Source organism: Candidatus Egerieousia sp. (assembly GCF_056211015.1).
Window position 1 is genome coordinate 1 of the sequence record NZ_JBAELF010000001.1, and the last position, 18052, is coordinate 18052.

19 protein-coding genes are annotated in these 18052 nt (G+C 43.7%); 5 read left to right on the top strand and 14 right to left on the bottom strand.

Translation table 11 applies throughout. The annotated features are described in order from the left end of the window. Nucleotides 1-147 precede the first annotated feature (147 nt). From AC06L3_RS00005 to AC06L3_RS00025, 5 genes are all read right to left on the bottom strand, one after another. Complete coding sequence (locus AC06L3_RS00005; protein ID WP_475668571.1) at nt 148-1734, bottom strand: protein kinase domain-containing protein; 1587 nt, start codon at nt 1732-1734, stop codon at nt 148-150. Between the two features lie 18 nt (nt 1735-1752). Next, nucleotides 1753-2457, bottom strand: coding sequence for an FHA domain-containing protein (locus AC06L3_RS00010; RefSeq protein ID WP_475668572.1), 705 nt, complete (start codon nt 2455-2457; stop codon nt 1753-1755). Beyond that, on the bottom strand, nt 2457-2837 hold the full coding sequence (locus tag AC06L3_RS00015) for a LytTR family transcriptional regulator DNA-binding domain-containing protein (RefSeq protein ID WP_475668573.1): 381 nt from the start codon (nt 2835-2837) through the stop codon (nt 2457-2459). The genes AC06L3_RS00010 and AC06L3_RS00015 overlap by 1 nt, the downstream gene beginning before the upstream one ends. Nucleotides 2838-2906: 69 nt before the next feature. Further along, nucleotides 2907-3629: a caspase family protein gene (locus AC06L3_RS00020; RefSeq protein WP_475668574.1), complete on the bottom strand. Its 723-nt coding sequence runs from the start codon at nt 3627-3629 to the stop codon at nt 2907-2909. Nucleotides 3630-3632: 3 nt separating this feature from the next. After that, entirely contained in the window at nt 3633-4382 is a 750-nt protein-coding gene (locus AC06L3_RS00025; RefSeq protein WP_475668575.1) for a hypothetical protein, read from the bottom strand. A gap of 168 nt (nt 4383-4550) precedes the next feature. Between AC06L3_RS00025 and ruvA the strand changes: the two genes are divergently transcribed. Further along, on the top strand, nt 4551-5147 hold the full coding sequence (gene ruvA, locus AC06L3_RS00030) for a Holliday junction branch migration protein RuvA (RefSeq protein WP_475668576.1): 597 nt from the start codon (nt 4551-4553) through the stop codon (nt 5145-5147). 13 nt (nt 5148-5160) lie between these two features. Here the strand turns inward: ruvA and gcvH are convergent, their stop codons facing one another. Then, nucleotides 5161-5538, bottom strand: a complete 378-nt coding sequence (gene gcvH, locus AC06L3_RS00035; RefSeq protein WP_475668577.1) for a glycine cleavage system protein GcvH — start codon at nt 5536-5538, stop codon at nt 5161-5163. Between the two features lie 137 nt (nt 5539-5675). Between gcvH and AC06L3_RS00040 the strand changes: the two genes are divergently transcribed. After that, nucleotides 5676-6755 (top strand): threonine aldolase family protein, encoded by a 1080-nt coding sequence (locus tag AC06L3_RS00040; protein WP_475668578.1) that lies wholly within the window; start codon nt 5676-5678, stop codon nt 6753-6755. Between the two features lie 287 nt (nt 6756-7042). On the opposite strand, the gene AC06L3_RS00045 is transcribed toward AC06L3_RS00040, so the two are convergent. The 5 genes from AC06L3_RS00045 to ybeY form a co-directional block, all read right to left on the bottom strand. Beyond that, a complete protein-coding gene (locus tag AC06L3_RS00045) occupies nt 7043-7261 on the bottom strand; it encodes a hypothetical protein (protein WP_475668579.1) in 219 nt (72 codons plus the stop codon). Further along, nucleotides 7258-7740 (bottom strand): DUF3990 domain-containing protein, encoded by a 483-nt coding sequence (locus AC06L3_RS00050; RefSeq protein WP_475668580.1) that lies wholly within the window; start codon nt 7738-7740, stop codon nt 7258-7260. The genes AC06L3_RS00045 and AC06L3_RS00050 overlap by 4 nt, the downstream gene beginning before the upstream one ends. A gap of 4 nt (nt 7741-7744) precedes the next feature. Continuing rightward, nucleotides 7745-7954 (bottom strand): DUF3791 domain-containing protein, encoded by a 210-nt coding sequence (locus tag AC06L3_RS00055; RefSeq protein WP_475668581.1) that lies wholly within the window; start codon nt 7952-7954, stop codon nt 7745-7747. A 437-nt stretch (nt 7955-8391) separates the two neighbouring features. After that, nucleotides 8392-10518 carry a tRNA uridine-5-carboxymethylaminomethyl(34) synthesis enzyme MnmG gene (gene mnmG / locus AC06L3_RS00060; protein ID WP_475668582.1) on the bottom strand — a complete coding sequence of 709 codons (2127 nt, stop codon included), beginning with the start codon at nt 10516-10518 and terminating at the stop codon, nt 8392-8394. A 174-nt stretch (nt 10519-10692) separates the two neighbouring features. Then, nucleotides 10693-11121, bottom strand: a complete 429-nt coding sequence (ybeY, locus tag AC06L3_RS00065) for an rRNA maturation RNase YbeY (RefSeq protein ID WP_475668583.1) — start codon at nt 11119-11121, stop codon at nt 10693-10695. Nucleotides 11122-11245: 124 nt separating this feature from the next. On the opposite strand from ybeY, the gene AC06L3_RS00070 reads away from it, so the two are divergent. Further along, entirely contained in the window at nt 11246-12190 is a 945-nt protein-coding gene (locus AC06L3_RS00070; RefSeq protein WP_475668584.1) for a malate dehydrogenase, read from the top strand. Nucleotides 12191-12279: 89 nt separating this feature from the next. On the opposite strand, the gene hflX is transcribed toward AC06L3_RS00070, so the two are convergent. From hflX to AC06L3_RS00085, 3 genes are all read right to left on the bottom strand, one after another. Further along, nucleotides 12280-13458, bottom strand: coding sequence for a GTPase HflX (hflX, locus tag AC06L3_RS00075; protein WP_475668585.1), 1179 nt, complete (start codon nt 13456-13458; stop codon nt 12280-12282). A 115-nt stretch (nt 13459-13573) separates the two neighbouring features. Further along, the gene (locus tag AC06L3_RS00080) at nt 13574-14269 is read right to left on the bottom strand and encodes an energy transducer TonB (protein ID WP_475668586.1); all 696 of its coding nucleotides are present in this window, start codon (nt 14267-14269) and stop codon (nt 13574-13576) included. A 198-nt stretch (nt 14270-14467) separates the two neighbouring features. Continuing rightward, nucleotides 14468-15292, bottom strand: a complete 825-nt coding sequence (locus AC06L3_RS00085) for an alpha/beta fold hydrolase (protein ID WP_475668587.1) — start codon at nt 15290-15292, stop codon at nt 14468-14470. Between the two features lie 598 nt (nt 15293-15890). On the opposite strand from AC06L3_RS00085, the gene AC06L3_RS00090 reads away from it, so the two are divergent. Then, nucleotides 15891-17078 (top strand): DmpA family aminopeptidase, encoded by a 1188-nt coding sequence (locus AC06L3_RS00090; protein WP_475668588.1) that lies wholly within the window; start codon nt 15891-15893, stop codon nt 17076-17078. After that, on the top strand, nt 17078-18052 hold a 975-nt coding region (locus AC06L3_RS00095), incomplete at its 3' end, for a BPL-N domain-containing protein (protein ID WP_475668589.1). The genes AC06L3_RS00090 and AC06L3_RS00095, both read left to right, overlap by 1 nt.

Sequence of the window (18052 nt, forward strand, 5' to 3'; positions counted from 1 at the left end):
CCGCAACCGCGCGATACGACCTGTGTGAACTGGATGTCTGCCATAGTCTAATGTATATTGGTGTATATAATATAGACGGGCGTCAACCCTTTTCATGAACTTTGGCGACTACAAATTATGTCATGAGGGTTTCATTTGTCATAAATATCATTCCGATACAGGCCTTACAGACTGGCCGCCCCTCCTTTCGTAATCGTACCAATGAATGTCGTCAATGTCAAAGTATAAATAATAGGCATTGCTTGGAGTGTTCACACAAAGCGATGCGGACCAATAGTAACCGTGTGAACCAACATCAACGGTGCTTGAACCGTCACGCCAACCCGCTGCAGGAAGGAATATGCTCCTGCCGTTGAGCTTGCTTGTTACCTTGTATCCTTTGTGTCCTCCCTGCGTTGTCCACTCCCACTTGCATTTTTTCCTCAGTTCGTCCTGTTCAGCCCTGGTTGGCATTCTCCAGCTGCCGCCCCATTCAGATCTGGCGGCATCGTCTCTCGGGTCAAGTTTTGTCTTATCGTCAACAGGGCCGAATTTCTTGTCTGAAACATATTTGAAGAATTTAGCGCCTGAAAAAATGCTTGGATTCCTGTTGCAATATTTCAGATTGCTCCATTCGTAACTGTCCTTGGGACCCGTTTCTCCCCAGGCATAGTATTTTCCGTATTCCTCCGGCCTGGAAGCTCCCACGTTACAGGTGGCCCACTTTACACTCAAACCCAGATCAACACACTCGTGACCGTTGATTTTTCCTCCGGAAAGCAATATGGTGTCTTCAGATGCACAATTGCATTTTGATTTCCCGGAGTCCTGCGCAGCCGGATTTTCAATGTGTCCGCCCGCTGCGGGGGCCGGAGCTTCCGTTGTTCCGTTGAGCAGGTTAAGGAAGTCATCTATGCTTTGCGGACGCTCCTCTTTCCAGACTTTCATTGCGCAGCTCAAGGCATTCTTTGTTCTCTCGCTTATTCCGGCGGCGTCAAGTTCAGCTGCAGGCAATCCTTTCAGCAGGATTGAGGCTTCCGGAGGCTGGCAGGCGGTGAGAAGAAAGTACAATGTGGCTCCCAATGAATAAATGTCCGTGGCCGGTGAATATGTACTTACATTGTCCTGAGCCACCTGCTCCAATGGAGCGTAGCCCTTTGATACGCCGAGCGGTGTTGAACTGGTGAGATGGCCTTCATTGTCAATGCGCTTTGATATGCCGAAATCAATCAGAACCGCCCTTCCCTCATTGTTCAGCATTATATTTTCAGGCTTGACATCAAGGTGCAATGTGTTTCTTTTGTGTATATAGTCCAGTGCTTCTGCAACCTCCTGTATATATACCAGCGCCTCTTTCTCTTTGAGTCCGCCCTTTCTGTTAACAAGACTGTACAGAGAACCGCCCTCAAGGTATTCCATTACATAGTAGGCCGTGCAGTTTTCTTCAAAGACATCTATGACCCTTACAATGGACTGCTGGGAGAAAGCGGCCAGCATCCTGGCCTCTTTTATGAATTTCTCCTTGAATCTGTCAACAAGTCCCTTATCGCCCATAGTTGGTGAACTTACATGCGAGCTGCCATCCTCCCTGCTGCAGAAATCCTTCATATAGAACTCCTTTATGGTAACCCGCCTGCCTAACGAAACCTGCTCTGCCTCATACGTAATGCCAAAGCCGCCCTGACCGAGCGTCCTTACAATACGATACTCCCCGTGCTTGAGCATCAATCCGCTGTTCAATTCTTTCTCAGACATATATTGTATTTTCAGGAACTATTTCTCCTTGAATTTTGCCTTGCAGTACGGACAGCAAGCTGCATTCACGAGGTTGGTGTACTTGTAGTTCACAAGCTCCTTGCCGCAGAGTTTGTTAGGGCATACATATTCTTTGCTGAATTTGTCCGCAATGATTTTCTTCTTGTTTGGAAGAGCCTTGGCGTTATACATTCTCCAAATGAAGGTGGCAGCAGCAAAAATTGCAGTGAACACATACATTACAATACGCAGGCTCTGATTCTGGCTTGTAAATGCCACAATAAGTGAGATTGGAGAAAGAACGCCGGGAAGTGTGGCAAGAGCCTGAATCTGACTTTGTCTTATCTGAAGCTGTTCGTTTTCAGATACGTAATTGTCATAAACCTCTTTAAGATGGGCAATGGAATAAACCTTTTTTGTAGAAAGCAGATTCATTATGGCCTTCAGTTCCAGAACATACCCGGCCCGACCGAGCCTTACAACGGAATCGGGCGTGACATCGGAACTTTTGAGCATAAGTTTGCCGTTGATTTCCAGCAGATTGCTCTCGGATATATTTGTAATGGTAAAGGTTCCATTGCTGTTTATATCCATACTGCAGTGTTTTCTGCTTACGCTTTTGGGGACGCTGCCCGGTTGTCCTAACCACAACTGTTCCCCGTTAACCTGAAGGGAAAGTCTTGGAGCATCCGTATTCTCTTCTCTTCCAATTATGATACTCATTATTCTACGTCTTGATTTTTCAAAACCATGTAATCCTTGAGTTTCTTCAATGCTTCTTTTGAAATGTCAAGCGTTATTGAAAAGGAACTCTGGTCACTGAGAACGAGTTTCTGCTTGAGAGTGTTGAGGCTGAAGAAAAACGCAAGGTTAACTGTATATTTTTTACCTATCCTTAAAAACTTGTATGAATCTGCGGTTATTTTAGCCTTTATGAGCTCGTTCATTCCGGCAAGTCCCATGCACAGCATGACCACCAGCCCGTTCTTCATGTATATCCTCGTATAATTACCATCGGCCTCCAGATAAACAATACAGGAGATATCCAGCCTGTAGAGTTCATCTCTGGTGCTGAGGTATAACACTCTGGTAATTGAAGACATACTGAATCACGCCAATTTTCCTACAAATATAAAGACATATAAAAATAAATACAAGAATGGCAAAAAAACTTAGCTATGCTTCCAGGACATTACCACCATATTGTCATTGAAACTGCCCCACATTACAGGATGCTGGGCTCCTGCGGAAAGTCTCATTACCCCTGCTTTAACCTTTACAAACAGTTCACGGGCCGTGATGATTCTGTCTCCGTTTGCATCGGCACCGCCCTTGAGACTGCTGAGAAGACAGGCGGTGAAAAAACCGTTTTCCATATCCGATCTTTCTCTGGATGTTTCATTGTCTCTTGAAGACAGGAAGAACATTACGCCTTTCTTGTCCTTGGAATGTCCGCCCTTCCCCAGTGAATTCATTTTGCCCGAATAGCAGGCATCCGCAAATATCATTTTGTTTTTTGCCGGACAGTTTGCGAACACAGAATACATTTCCCTGTATGAAATGCCAACTTTGTTGTAAACTACAAATCCGCCAGGAAAGCCATGACCGCTGAAAAACAATACAACAATATCATTGGGCCCTGCTTGCGAGAACAAAGCCTTGGCCTTGTTCAGAATATTTTCCCTGGTTGCATTTTCGTTGGTAAGAAGTATGATCTCTGCATCCGAGTTCTGCTTATACAAGTTACTTATTGCCCGGGCATCATTGCATGGAAGACGGAGATCGTTTTCTGTGCCCGGATAATCCGAAACTCCCGCTGCAAGAACATAAATCCTGCGGGCCTCAAGACAAAGGGGAAGGAGCAGAAGGAGGAGAATGATTACAGATTTTCTCATATATTATCCGATTACTGCATCGTTGGTATAATCGGCATCAACCAGCGGCTCCTCAAATGCTGTTTCCGGACCTGATTCAGGAATATCATTGTCAAATACAGGCTCCATTTCCGGTTCCGGCTCTGATTCAATATCAACAACTATCACATCCTCTCCATCAAGGCTGTTGGCGCCAGGTTCCGGAAGCTCCTCGGAATCTGCGGTGTCCTGTGAAACCCCGAGTATCTCTATTTCCGAATCCTCGTCACCGGTTTCTGCGTTGATTTCAACGCTCTCTTCCGCATCCTCCGCTTCTTCTGCACTGACTTCCTGAACTTCCTCAACGCTTGCTTCCTGTGCTTCCTCAACGTTTGTTTCCTGATCCTCTTCCACGCTGACTTCCTGAGCTTCCTCAACGGACAGCTCATCATCTGCGGCCTCATCATTGTCTGATTCTTCTTTTAAATCGGTTGAATACATCCTGCCATTCCATTCAAACTCCCGTCCGGGTCCCATCTGGCTGCGAGCTTGGGCAAATGCCTGGCTGAAAGACAATTCTTCCATTTCGGGCTCCTGAACTTCAGCTGCATCCGCTGCATTCTCTGGAACGGCTTCATTCTCCTGAACTTCACTCTCTTGAGCATCATTCTCCTGAGCATATAAATCGCTGCCGGCAACAACACCGCCAATACCTGCGGCCACACCTGCTGCACCAATCACAGCTTTCTTCCAAGCTGGCTTTCCTGCTGTCTTTTCTGTTGATTTATTCTTCATAGACTGTAATTTTTAAAAGATAACCATATCATTTATTTTACTTTGTGTACAAATTTAATTCTCATTCTCTCTCTTTCCAAACATTCAGGAAGATATTACACGAAACCCCCGGTTTACTTGACGAAATTGCTTATATTTACACCGATATTTCAAAAATACGTTGAGATTATGTACGATTACATCAAAGGACAGATAGCGGAAATAAATCCGGCGGAAGTGGTATTGGACAACAACGGCATAGGATATCTGCTGCAGATATCGCTCCAGACCTATTCCGATATACAGAAGCTGCAGGAGGTGAAGTTATATACCTATCACCATGTGAGGGAGGATATTGAACTGCTTTACGGTTTCTTCAAGAAGGAGGAGCGTTCTCTGTTCCTGATGCTGATTGAAGTTAACGGAATAGGCCCCAACACCGCCAGAATGATGCTTTCATCCCTTACTTACGATGAACTGCGGGGCGCCATTCTCTCCGAGGATGTGAATAAGATCAAAAGCATAAAGGGTATAGGTCTCAAGAGTGCACAGAGGGTTATCATTGAGCTCAAGGACAAGATAATCAAAGGTGGCGGTGAAACGGCCGCCACATTGCCCGGCGTGCTTTCATCCGCCACCTCGGTTACTGAATCTGAGGCGCTTTCAGCTCTTGTGCTTCTGGGCTTCCCTAAACCGGCAGCTCAAAAAGCCATCGCCGCAGTGGGAAAGGAAAAGCCGGGATGTTCTCTGGAAGAGCTCATCAAACTGAGTCTCAAGAAATTGTAGTTTCGAGCATCTATTATTTGATCATTGCCTCGTATGCGGCAGCATCCATAAGCTCATCAAGCTCAGCGGCGTTGCTCATTTCAACCTTGACCATCCAGCCCTGTCCGTAAGGATCTGAATTTACAAGTTCAGGAGCGCCTTCCAGCTCAGCGTTAACTTCAATAACCTTGCCGGAAACAGGCATCAAAGCATCGGCAACTGTCTTGACTGCCTCTATTGAACCGAAGTTCTCACCAGCGCCAAGTTCCTCACCCTCTGTCTGGATGTCAACGAATACTATATCACCGAGTTCTGACTGAGCAAAATCAGTAATACCGATAGTTGCAATATTACCATCAACGCTAACCCACTCGTGATCTTTTGAATACTTTAAATTTGCAGGGATATTCATATCTATATTTTTTTAAATTTGTTGCAAATTTATCAAATTTAGTAATCGTAAAAAAATAAGTTGATAAGATTTATGAGAAATTTTCCTTCTGTTTTTGAAGATTACTTATTCCACTTGCAGAATTTAGATACACAAATATGGAACACATTTTAATGAAACACAGCTTTGGCAGTGACAATCACTCCGGCGTACATCCAAGAATCCTTGAAGCAATTGAAAGAGAAAACTCAGGTTTCAGAGTGGCCTACGGCGATGAGGACTATACCCAGAAAGTACTCTCTTCTCTTGAAAACATGCTTGGAGGCAATTGCAAGGCCATTTTTGTATTCAATGGAACAGGCGCCAACATAGTTTCAATAGCTCCTTTCGTTAAATATTACGAGAGCGTGATCTGTCCTTCATCAGCACATATCATTGTTGATGAATGCGGTGGCCCGGCAAGATACACAGGCTGCGAATTCTTCACAGTTGACTGTCCCGATGGCAAGATAAGCGCAGAGCAGCTGCGTGCGCAAATGCCGTACGAAGGCTCTTCCGACAAGGACTGGCACCATGCTCCAAAAAGAATCCTTTCCATTTCCCAGCCTACAGAGCTTGGCACCATTTATACTCCTGATGAAATCAAGGAACTGGCTTCCATAATGCATTCGCATTGCGGCTTCCTCCACATGGATGGTTCCAGAATATCAAATGCCGCGGCATCTCTAGGAATGGACATAAAGGAATTCACCAACTATTGCGGTGTGGATGTTCTTTCATTTGGCGGAACAAAGAACGGATTGCTGGTAGGAGAAGCTGTTGTTGTATTCTATGGCCCGAACCAGAATCCAAGGAACAGGGAAATAGCAATCAACGAACTTGAATACTACAGGAAGCAGACAACACAGCTGTACTCCAAGAACAGATTCATAGCCGCACAGTTTGAAGAATATCTCAAAGACGGATTATACCTTGAAATGGCCTCACATTCAAACGCTATGGCACAATATCTGTCAAAACGTCTTGAAGAGATACCTCAAATAAGGATATCAAAGAAGACTGAAAGCAACGCAGTGTTTGCAATTCTTCCTAAAGAACTGTGTGACAAGCTGTTGGAGAAGTTCTACTTCTACATATGGGACGAAAGTACATACGAGGTACGCTGGATGTGCTCATTTGCCACACGCAAGGAAGACATAGACGAATTCATTGAGGCAATAAAACTCAACTTGCAGTAACAATGACTTTGTATGGATTAGATAGTTATACTCTTTGCCGGGCTTATGGCAGGCATTTTTGCTCCTATAGTTACACCGTATGTCATACGTTGGTTAAAAAAACACCGGAATTTTTAAAAATAAAAAATAACTTATGAGCAATCGGAATGAAATATAAGAACGAAAATAAGATGCGCCGAACGCAGAAAACGGATGTGACCAATCGCAACCTCGCTCAAATTGAAAACATTTCCCTACAGTCCCTATGATATTCCTATAACGTAGCAGCACATCAAATAAGCAGATGTTTATTGGTTGGCTTGCCAAATCTCATATAGGGCAACCGGTCCAAGATGCCATAGCTTTGTTTCCTCGTTCTGCAGTTCCTGATATATGTCTGATGCATAGAAAAGCATCATTGCATCCATGATGCTGCACTTGTGATCATCAGCATACATCGCAGAAACTGATGTTATCTTTCCGGGAAGCAACAGATGAACATTGTCTTTTGTTATAGTGAGATTCATAATTCAATCTTTATGGATTCAATGAATGCAAGACACTCCAAAGCCTTCTCTGTATGTAACAGTAATTGGTCAACTAGAACATAGGTCTTAAGTTCCGCAATGAGTTCCTGTTTGTTAAGCAAGCCATCTTCGTATAGAGCAAATGCAGCATAGACTTTGTCGTTGGCTACAGGGCCATAAACAAAGTCATAATCATGTTTGAAATTCCTGCTGGTCCTGTTCTCGTGAACAAAATCAACCCATTCTTCGGTAGGAAAGTCAAACCAAAGTGTTTTCATTTCTAATATGACTGCCTTTGAGATTTCATAAACATTAATGTAACCGGCATTTATGCCATCATTCTTCCTACGTTCCACCCATCTTTTGGCTTGGTCATAATCTGTTGTAGTGTAGAAACCTGATCCGTAATCAAGTGTTCTACCTGAAATCCTTATTTCTGGATTTGGCACAATCTCAAGGCTTCCGTGATAAACTTTCATGATGTCAGTGCGTGCTTATGAAATTGTCTATTTCTTCAAGTAGCCATTGCCGGCTCTGGGAATGTAGTACATCAAAATTCTCGTATAAGTAATCAATAACACCATGCTTCTTGAACAGATCAGCAATGGCTGCTCCATCCATACCCTTTGCTTTTTTATACTGCTCAATGCAGAAAGCTACAAAATATGACTTGTCAATCTCTTCCTTTGACATTATTGATTATATTTCAACAAAGTTATAAACTATTTCTAAAGGAAACAAAGGATGTACCATGCTGAACAAACAATGCCAGCTTCATAATCTTGACCGGCTTGCCTGTATCCACAAAGCCACGCTTCTCCATAACCCTTCCTGAAGCAGGATTTTCAGGAAAGTAATTTCCCAAGAGAAATCTTTCGATACCATTTTTTCGAATTCAGTGCGCGGAAACAAAAGGATACGAATACCATCAAGTGTCATCTCAACATTTGGCTGTATTCCATCTCAATTGGTAGTGAATCCAAGAGCTTTTGTATAGAAATCTGCAATTGATCTATTCTCTTTGGTAAACAGAGCAATTGTATTTAATCTGAAACATTTTGTCATACGCTTTCTAATGTTCAATTAGGACTTTAATTGAACAGTTATTAACAATTAATTAACAGATAGTTTCAGCGTCTGAACCAAACTAAAAGAACAGATATGTCCGAGGTGGAGACTCCAGGGATTCTTGAGGCTTGTCCTATGGTCTGAGGCCTATGGAGCATCAGTTTCTGCCTGCCTTCAGTAGAAAGTGAAGTAACGCTTGTATAATCAAAATTATCAGGTATTTGAAGGGTTTCAAGACGCCTCATTTTTTCGGCAATCCTGCTTTCCCTCTCAATATAGCCTTTATACTTGACGGCAATCTCAACGTCTTGCAAAACCTCCGCCCTCAAATACTTGTCCATTTCTTCTTTGATAGTTTTTGCATAATGGTCTTGAAGACATGCTGTCCCCGATTGTCCTGGCAATGCGTTATCTGCACAATGGGATTCAAGCTTTTGAACCTGATTAACTATATAAGGTTGATATGCAAACCCAAACGCTTCGCCTGATTTCAAATGTACACGGCCCTCGCTCGAAACACTTGATATGTAATCATTTATAGCATTCTCTAGCTCTTCTGTTCCACGTGGAACAATTCCAAGAAGAGAGCTAAGATTGATTTGAGGTCTGGATAGTAAGTCTGAAAGATTCTTCTTTCCATCAACAGGACTTGATCCATTGTCCTGAAGGAACCTGTTAATCTCATCTGGTTTGAGGAAAGATGTTTCAAGATATTGCTGAGCTGTATCAACTGTTGAATATTTCTTCTCAACCATTCGCATTCTTTCTTCGGATGCGAGTCCAATATCATACGAAATTGGCGTTAATCTCAAATCTGCATTATCCTGCCTTAGAAGAATTCGGTATTCTGCTCGGGAAGTGAACATTCTATAAGGCTCATCAACTCCTTTTGACACCAGGTCATCAATCAAGACACCAATATAGGATTCATCGCGTTTCAAAACCAGAGCATCCTTTCCATCAATCAAGTGGCACGCATTGATTCCAGCAATCAAACCTTGCGCGGCTGCCTCTTCATATCCTGTAGTACCGTTGACCTGCCCTGCAAAGAACAGGCCGCCTATGTATTTACTTTCCAGAGAATACTTCAACTGAGTTGGAGGGAAATAATCGTATTCAACTGCGTAAGCTGGCCTGAACATTGTTGCGTTTTCAAGGCCAGGAATTTTATGAATAGCATCGAACTGAACTGCAAGAGGCAAAGAAGAGGAGAATCCCTGTAAATAGTATTCGTTAGTATTCCATCCTTCAGGTTCAAGGAAAAGCTGGTGCGAGTCCTTGCCTGCAAAAGTTCTCAGTTTGTCTTCAATGCTCGGACAATATCGCGGGCCCTTTCCGTGAATCATTCCGGTAAACAGTGGTGACTGCTCAAAACCCTTCCTTAATTCCTCATGCACATCAAGATTCGTGTGAACCATATAGCAACTTAATTGCTTGTGGAATTTCTGAATTGCAGAAGGGATATTTAGGAAAGAAAAACGGGATGGTTCACTATCGCCAAGTTGGATCTCCAGTTTATTCAAATCTATTGAGCGGGCATCAATGCGGGGAGGGGTTCCGGTCTTCATGCGGTCTGAAACGATTCCCGCCTCAAGGAGTTTTTCTGTGAGACCTGCAGAGGCGGGCTCTCCTACTCTTCCTCCTTCCACGCTGTTAAGGCCAACAAAAAGTTTACCATTCAGGAAAGTACCTGCGGTAATAACAATTGCTTTGCTGTAAAATACTGATCCAAGAGAAGTTACGACTCCTTTTACATATTTTGTTCCACGTGGAACATCTGTTGAGGAAACAGACTCAGAGAATAAGAGGTCGGTAACTGTATCCTGCCATAAATCAAGATTCTGAGTGTGCTCAAGAATATGGCGCCAGTTATAAGAAAAATATATTCTGTCACATTGAGCACGAGGGCTCCACATTGCAGGTCCTTTGGAAACATTGAGCATTCTGAATTGAACAGTACTTGCATCAGTCACCAAAGCTGTATAACCACCAAGCGCATCAATCTCGCGTACAATCTGGCCCTTGGCAATTCCACCGATTGCCGGATTGCATGACATCTGAGCAATCTTGTTCATATCCATTGTTATCAGCAATGTCTTCTTTCCAAGATTTGCACTGGCAGCTGCGGCCTCACATCCTGCATGTCCGGCTCCAATTACTATGACTTCATATATATTGTTATAACTCATTACTCAGGTTTTGCAAGCGTTTGTTGATACTTTTCAAGAATTGCGGAAGGCTTGCGAAACTTCATAACACCGCACTTTCTTGGTATTTTTTACCCTCTCCCTAAATTGCTCTTTCATTTATTCAGTTAATTTTCAAGAACTTGCGAAAAGCTTTCAAAACTATCGCTGTAAAGATTACTTAACTAATAGAGTATCAAGAACTTGCAAAGCCTCGTCCTCTGCTTTGCGCATAGCGGTAACGTCTTCAGGCGTGTGATCATCATAACCTGTCATGTGAAGTATGCCATGAATGATTACCCTGTGAAGCTCTGTCAGAAATTCCTGCTTGAAATCTTGAGCGTTTGCTTTAACTGAATCTATACTTATGAAAAGATCTCCTGAAACCTTCCTGTCCTCGCAGTAGTCAAAAGTAATTATGTCAGTATAATAATTGTGACCAAGATATTTCTCATTAACAGATAACAGATATTCATCAGAGGTAAATATAATATTAATGTCTCCCCTATTGTAACCCTTGTTATCTATGATAGATTTTATCCAGGCTGAAATAATTCTTTTGTTCTTAAGGTCAAACTTTATGTCCTCGTTGAAATAACTTATCATAAGTATGTTAAAAAAATATTGTTTCAGAAGTATAATTAGTATCTTTGTAGGATACAGTACGCAGGTGCAAATCTACGAACAAAAAGACTTTAGTTATATAACATAAAATCAAAAATCAAAAATTATGGCAAAAGTAAGTGTAATTGGAGCAGGTAACGTTGGTGCAACAGTTGCCAATGCAATTCTTCACATGAAATTCTGCTCAGAAGTTGTTCTTCTTGACATCAAGGAAGGCGTATCTGAAGGAAAGGCTCTGGATATGACCCAGACAGCTATTCAGTATGGTTTCAACACAAAGGTTACTGGTGTAACCAACAAATATGAAGCAACAGCCAAGTCAGATGTTGTTGTCATCACATCAGGTATTCCAAGAAAACCTGGTATGACAAGAGAGGAGCTTATTGGAGTTAACGCCGGTATTGTTAACGGTGTTGTTGCAAATGTTCTGAAATACTCTCCAAAAGCAATCATAGTAATCATTGCAAATCCTATGGATACAATGACATACCTAACATACAAGACTGCAGGCATTCCAAAGAACAGAGTTATTGGTATGGGCGGTATTCTTGACAGCAGCAGATTCTCTACATATCTGTCACAGGCTATGAACGTACCTCAGACAGACATCCAGGCAATGGTTATTGGTGGTCACGGTGACACAACAATGATTCCTCTTATCAGATTTGCCAACTACAAAGGCATTCCTGCACAGAAGATGCTTACAAAGAAGGCAGCTGAGAAGGTTGTTGCCGACACAATGGTTGGTGGTGCAACACTTACAAAACTTCTTGGAACAAGCGCATGGTATGCTCCAGGTGCATCAGCAGCAGTTCTCGTTAAATCAATCATTCTCAACGAGCACAAAACATTCCCTTGCTGCGTAGCATTGAACGGTGAATACGGACAGGATGACATCTGCATAGGCGTTCCTGTAGTTCTTGGCAAGAACGGTATTGAGAAGATAGTAAAACTCGACCTCAACGAGGAAGAGAAGGCTTTGTTCGAGAAGAGCGCAGCTGCTGTTAAGAAAACCAACAGCGTACTCAAAGAAATGGGCCTTGTTAAATAATAAAGCTTAGCTCCATATGAAAGAACCGGTTGGGAAAGATCGCCTGCCGGTTCTTTTTTTACAGCGATAGTAACAGCCTCTCCCCTGCCCTACCAGAGAAAATTATTGAACGGCCAACGGCCGGCATGTATCTCGGCAACCATTTTATACAGATCGTTGCGCAACTTGTTGATATTGGTTTTCTCTTTGGCAGAGATGAAAACTGCAGGCATATTTTCCTTATACATATAACTGTTCTTCAGATCTTCTAGAGAAAGATTCCTCCTTCCAGGCTCATCCAAATCAAATTCAGAGGCAGGTGTATAGGTGTAAGCATCTATCTTATTGAAAATCATAACAGTAGGTTTTTCAGCGCAACCAATTTCCTTGAGAGTCTGCTTAACAACAGCCACCTGTTCCTCGTAGTTCGGGTGCGAGATATCCACAACATGAAGAAGAATGTCGGCCTCGCGCACCTCGTCAAGCGTACTCTTGAAAGATTCAACCAACTGATGTGGAAGTTTGTTGATGAATCCAACGGTGTCACTTAAGAGGAAAGGAACGTTTTCAATCACAACCTTGCGCACTGTTGTATCAAGTGTGGCAAAGAGTTTGTTCTCGGCAAATACAGAAGACTTGGAAAGAACGTTCATCAAAGTACTTTTGCCTGCATTCGTATAGCCTACCAACGAAATCCTGACCAGTGAACCCCTGTTTCCCCTTTGTGAAATCATCTGTTTGTCAATCTTCTTGAGCTGCTCCTTCAAACGGCTGATTTTATCAAGAATTATTCGGCGGTCTGTTTCAATCTGACTTTCTCCAGGGCCCCTCATGCCAATACCGCCCCTCTGCCTTTCAAGGTGGGTCCACATTCTGGTAAGTCTTGGAAGAAGATACTGATACTGAGCCAGTTCAACTTGCGTCTTGGCATAAGCTGTCTGAGCTCTCTGAGCAAAAATATCAAGAATGAGACTTGTTCTGTCAAGAATTCTGCAATGAAGCCCTATCTCCAGATTCTTAAGTTGAGAAGGCGACAACTCATCATCGGTAATGACAAGCTGTATCTCGTGAATTTCAAGATATGTCTTTATTTCTTCAAGTTTTCCGGTACCAACGTATTGACGGGAATTAGGACGGTCAAGTTTCTGTACGAAACGTTTGACACCATGAACACCGGCCGTTTCAGCAAGAAAAGCCAGTTCATCAAGATTGTCATTGACCGCTGCCTCCGTTGTATCGGATGATATTACAGCCACAAAGACCGCTTCAAGAATTTCCTCTTCTGCCATAAAAATTCAAAAAGTTTGAATGCAAAGATATGAATTAAGTCTCTGTTTACTGCTATGCAGAAAGAAAAAAGGCACCCGTTTGAAACGGATGCCCCAATCTATGATTGATAATAAACTATCTCAACTGGAAAATAACAGGGAAGGTGAATCTAACCTTTACAGGCTTGCCGCTCTGCTTACCAGGAGTCCATGCTGGTGATGAAGAAACAACACGTACAGCCTCCTTGTCAAGTGAACTGTCAACACCACGGACAACCTTTACGTCGGTAACTTTACCCTTTGTATCAACTGTGAACTGGAGTGTAACACGACCGGAAACACCATTTTCCTTTGCAATTTCAGGGTATACGATATTCTTGAACACCCATTTTGTAAAGTCATTCTGGTCACCGCCCTGGAATTTAGGTTTCTCCTCAACGATTGCAAGAGGAATAGCTTCCTCTTCAACCTCTTCCTCTTCCTGAGCAGCCTGAGGTGTATAGTCACGAATCTCAACACCTGTGAGCTTGTCATCCTCAATGTTGATGATTGCATCGTCTACTGTTACCTCGTTGTCAACGATATCAAGTACGTCTGATACAACCGGCTCTTTCGGTACCTCTGGTGGTGGAGGTGTGTTCTCAGTTGTTACAGGAATGATTTCCTCCTCTGCAATGATTGCATTCTCATCTTCGAGGGTTGAGTTTACAGCCTCGGAAGTGCTCCACTCGAAAGCGCCCAAAGTGATAAGGAGAGCAATGATAAGACCAATCTCGGTGAACAAACCTTTTTTGTCCTCAAGACTTGCTTTTGGTGATTTCTTTAACTCCATAATCTATTGTATTAAATGTTATTATTTGTTCATTTTCACAATACAAAGGTATGAAGTATTATACAGAAAAAAGAATTTCAATTCTTGCAAGCCGTATTACAAATCTCTGTTGCACAGCAATTTATGATATCAATGATGCGTATTTGTCTTGCACTGGGCACTGTTGGTTGAATTATGCGGAAAATCCGTAGCAGAATTTCAAACAAGGAAATCTGCCAGAACACTCAGCAGTGAATCCTCAGCTTCAATGAAACCGTTATGTCCGCTTTCCTTCAATATCTCCGTACGTACGTTAGGAAATTCATCCTTAATGGTCTGAATCCTTTCAATAGGATTGAACTTGTCGGAGTCTCCGTGAACAAACAATACCTTGAAACCCTCGGAGGAAATCTTCTTTATGAAATCAGAATAATCGCAACGCTGCATCATTCCGCGGATTGTGGCACAGATACCTGCCGGATCGTGTGTTTCACAGATTTCCTGAGTCTCTATGATTTTCTCATCGAACTTGCGCAGATTCTCTGTCCTGTACATCCTTGGAATGGAGATCTCAGCAATTGAACCAAGCATTTCCTTGCCTATAAGCTCAATCTCATGCCCGCGGACCTGCCTTTTCTCCTCTGAATCTGCGTATGGCACGGAATTGAGCAGAACCAGACCTTTTATATTGAATTTCCACCCCGATGGCTCATTCATCCAGCCCTTTACAATCTGCTGGGCAACATAACCGCCCATGGAGTGGCCAGCAACATACACATCACCTGAAACATTGCACTTTGCAAGAACGCCGAGAGCCACCTGCGAGCAGAACTCCATTGAATTCACCTCCGGAGCCGACCCGCTGAGTCCGTGACCTGGCAGATCAATGGAAATGACCCTGTATTTCTTTTCCAGGGATTCACTAAGCTCATTGAAAATATACAGTGTTTCAAGATATCCATGAAGCAGGAGAATGGTGATTTCTCCTTTTTTAGAATCATTGATATGAACAGGAATGTTGTTTGATGTCGCAAAAAATTCCATAAATACTCTGTTTCTAACTCTACGGCCACAAATCAAAATCGCAACCGTTTGGAATGCTAAAATAGAAATTAAACCACTGATTTCAAAATACGCATCAAATTCTTACCTTTGTATAAAACCGCAATGTGACCGAAACGGTACGGAAAGAGCAAAATGGCCACAAAATTGGCGAAAATGTGGAAAAAGACCACAAAAAGTGCCAAATATCCACATTTTGAGCAAAAATGTGGCCGAAAAGCAGCGGCAGCAAAGCAAGCGGCAGCATCAGCGGCCTAGCGGAGGGCGCGAACTTGCTGGAATGCGAAAACTTGCGGAAAGAAAGCGAAGAGTTGCCTGAAGCAGCAAGTTCGGTATAGCCCGGGAGCGGTGAAGGGTGTTTGGGGCGCAGCCCCAATGAGAGAAGCAGCGGCTGGCACTGGAATATGAAAAAGCTTTGCCAAGGAAAGGCAAAGTTTTTCAGATGAAGTGACTGCCGCAATCAGGCGGATGACCAGAGGCGCAAAAACGGCCGCATTTTGAGCGAAAATGCGGCAAAACAGGTGCGGAAAACAAAACAGACACATTGAAAGTAAATAACAACAATAAAAAGATAGAGTTTATGAGAAAATTGGCTTTATGCATGGCAGTTGCAGCCTGTGCCATTATGGTAGCGGCTCCACAAGCTGCTAACGCACAGAAAAGAATGCGTGATTACGGAATTGTTACCGGAGTAATGAAACCTGGAAAATGGAATGCCATAACCGACGTTCCTGGTGTGAAGGTTGGCCACGTAACAATCAACAACGGCGAAGGCGGTGACAAGAAAACCGGCGTAACAGCCATTGTGCAGCACGATGGAAACATATTCCGCAAGAAAGTCCCTGCAGCAATATATGCCGGAAACGGATTCGGAAAACTCAGCGGTGTCACACAGGTAAAGGAACTTGGAAACATTGAGACTCCAATCATTCTCACCAATACCCTGAATGTTGCTGAAGGAATAGCAGGTCTTGTTGAATACACATTGGCCCAGCCAGGCAATGAGAAGGTACAGAGCGTCAACGCCGTTGTTGGTGAAACAAATGACGGCGGCCTGAACAACATCAGGGCAAGATATGTGACCAAGGAGGACGTGAAGCAGGCAATAGCCAACGCCAAGAGCGGTCCCGTTGAAGAAGGTGCCGTTGGTGCAGGTACTGGTACGGTTGCATTCGGCATCAAAGGCGGAATAGGCACAGCATCACGTGTACTTCCAAAGGCATACGGCGGATACACAGTTGGCGTTCTTGTACAGTCAAACTATGGCGGCGTTCTTGAAATCGACGGTGTTCAGGTAGGACAGCTCATGAGGCATTACAATTTCAGGGACAAGATTCTCCAGGACGTTGACGGAAGCTGCATGATGGTGGTCATTACAGACGCACCTGTTGATGCACGCAACCTTGAGAGAATGGCCAAAAGAGCAATGCTGGGTCTTGCAAAAACCGGCGGCATAGCATCGAACGGCAGCGGTGACTACGTCATTGCAATGAGCGTATGCCCTGAAAACCTCATTGATGAAAGCACAAAGGACCTTCATCCAACACTTCTTCACAACGATGACATGAGCCCGCTCTTCCTCGCCACAATAGAGGCAACTGCAGAGGCTTTGTGGAACTCCATCTTCGTTGCTGAACCTGTTACAGGTTACAATGGCTATCACGTTGACGCTCTTGACAACGAGCAGGCTGCAAAGTGGATTCTCAACGCAAAGAAAGCCGTTGGTCTCGACAAGATTTACAAGGAAAACGCTAAAAAGAACAAATAATGAAGCTGAAATCAATAAACTATCGCTGTGGAATGTTGCTCCTCCTTGCTGCAATGGTTCTTGCTGAGCCTGCCTTTGCACAGAAGCAGGAGAGGGGTTTCTACAAGGATGTCTGGATGGATGGAGGCGTGCGCCTAACTTCCAAAAAGGATCTTCCTGTGGTCCGCTATCTTGGACTGGAGATGGAGAATCTGCTCAGCGCCGCCACAAAGGATCTCAGCGCCAGAGATACTCTGGCACAATCCAGGGTTGTGGTTGGCAGTGAAATGGATGAGAACGGTCACCTTCTTTACCCCGATGGAGCACCACGCTTCAGAATGCTTTATCTGAACGGAGGTCTGGCAACCCAGCACGGACGTTCGCTCGGTGAAAGCGGCAGGGAGAGAATCAGGGAGTTCATCAGGAATGGCGGAAGCTATCTGGGTTCCTGCGCAGGAGCTTTCATTACAGGCATCTACTGCGATACAGTTGAAAACGAAATCCGCAAGGATTATCTCCATATCTGGCCAGGTTACTGTATAACAACCGGTATGACAGACACTTATACGGGAATATTCGTTCCTGAGGACTCACCGCTTCTGAACTACTATGATTTTGGCGGTGATTTGTACATAGACAGCGTATATCACAACGGAGGTTGCTACGCTGCCATTGAGAACGGCGCTCTTCCTGAGGGTACGGTAGTTCTTACAAGATACGATGCAGACACCATGAAGCTCAAGAAACCTGCGCACAAAAGAATTGCTTCCTGGGCTTACAAGGCATCTGAGAATTCCGGCAGGGTAGTGGCAGTTGGCTCACATCCTGAAAGTTCGGTTTACGGAGAAAGACTTGATTATATGGCCTCTATGGTAAAATACGCCATTGACGGCAACAGGGCTCCGCAAGTGAAGGCTGAACTCGGGAAAGGAGTGGCCAGAAAAATGATTTACGGCAGCAGTGCAGGCAAGCCTGAATATGCGAAAATAGGGGAC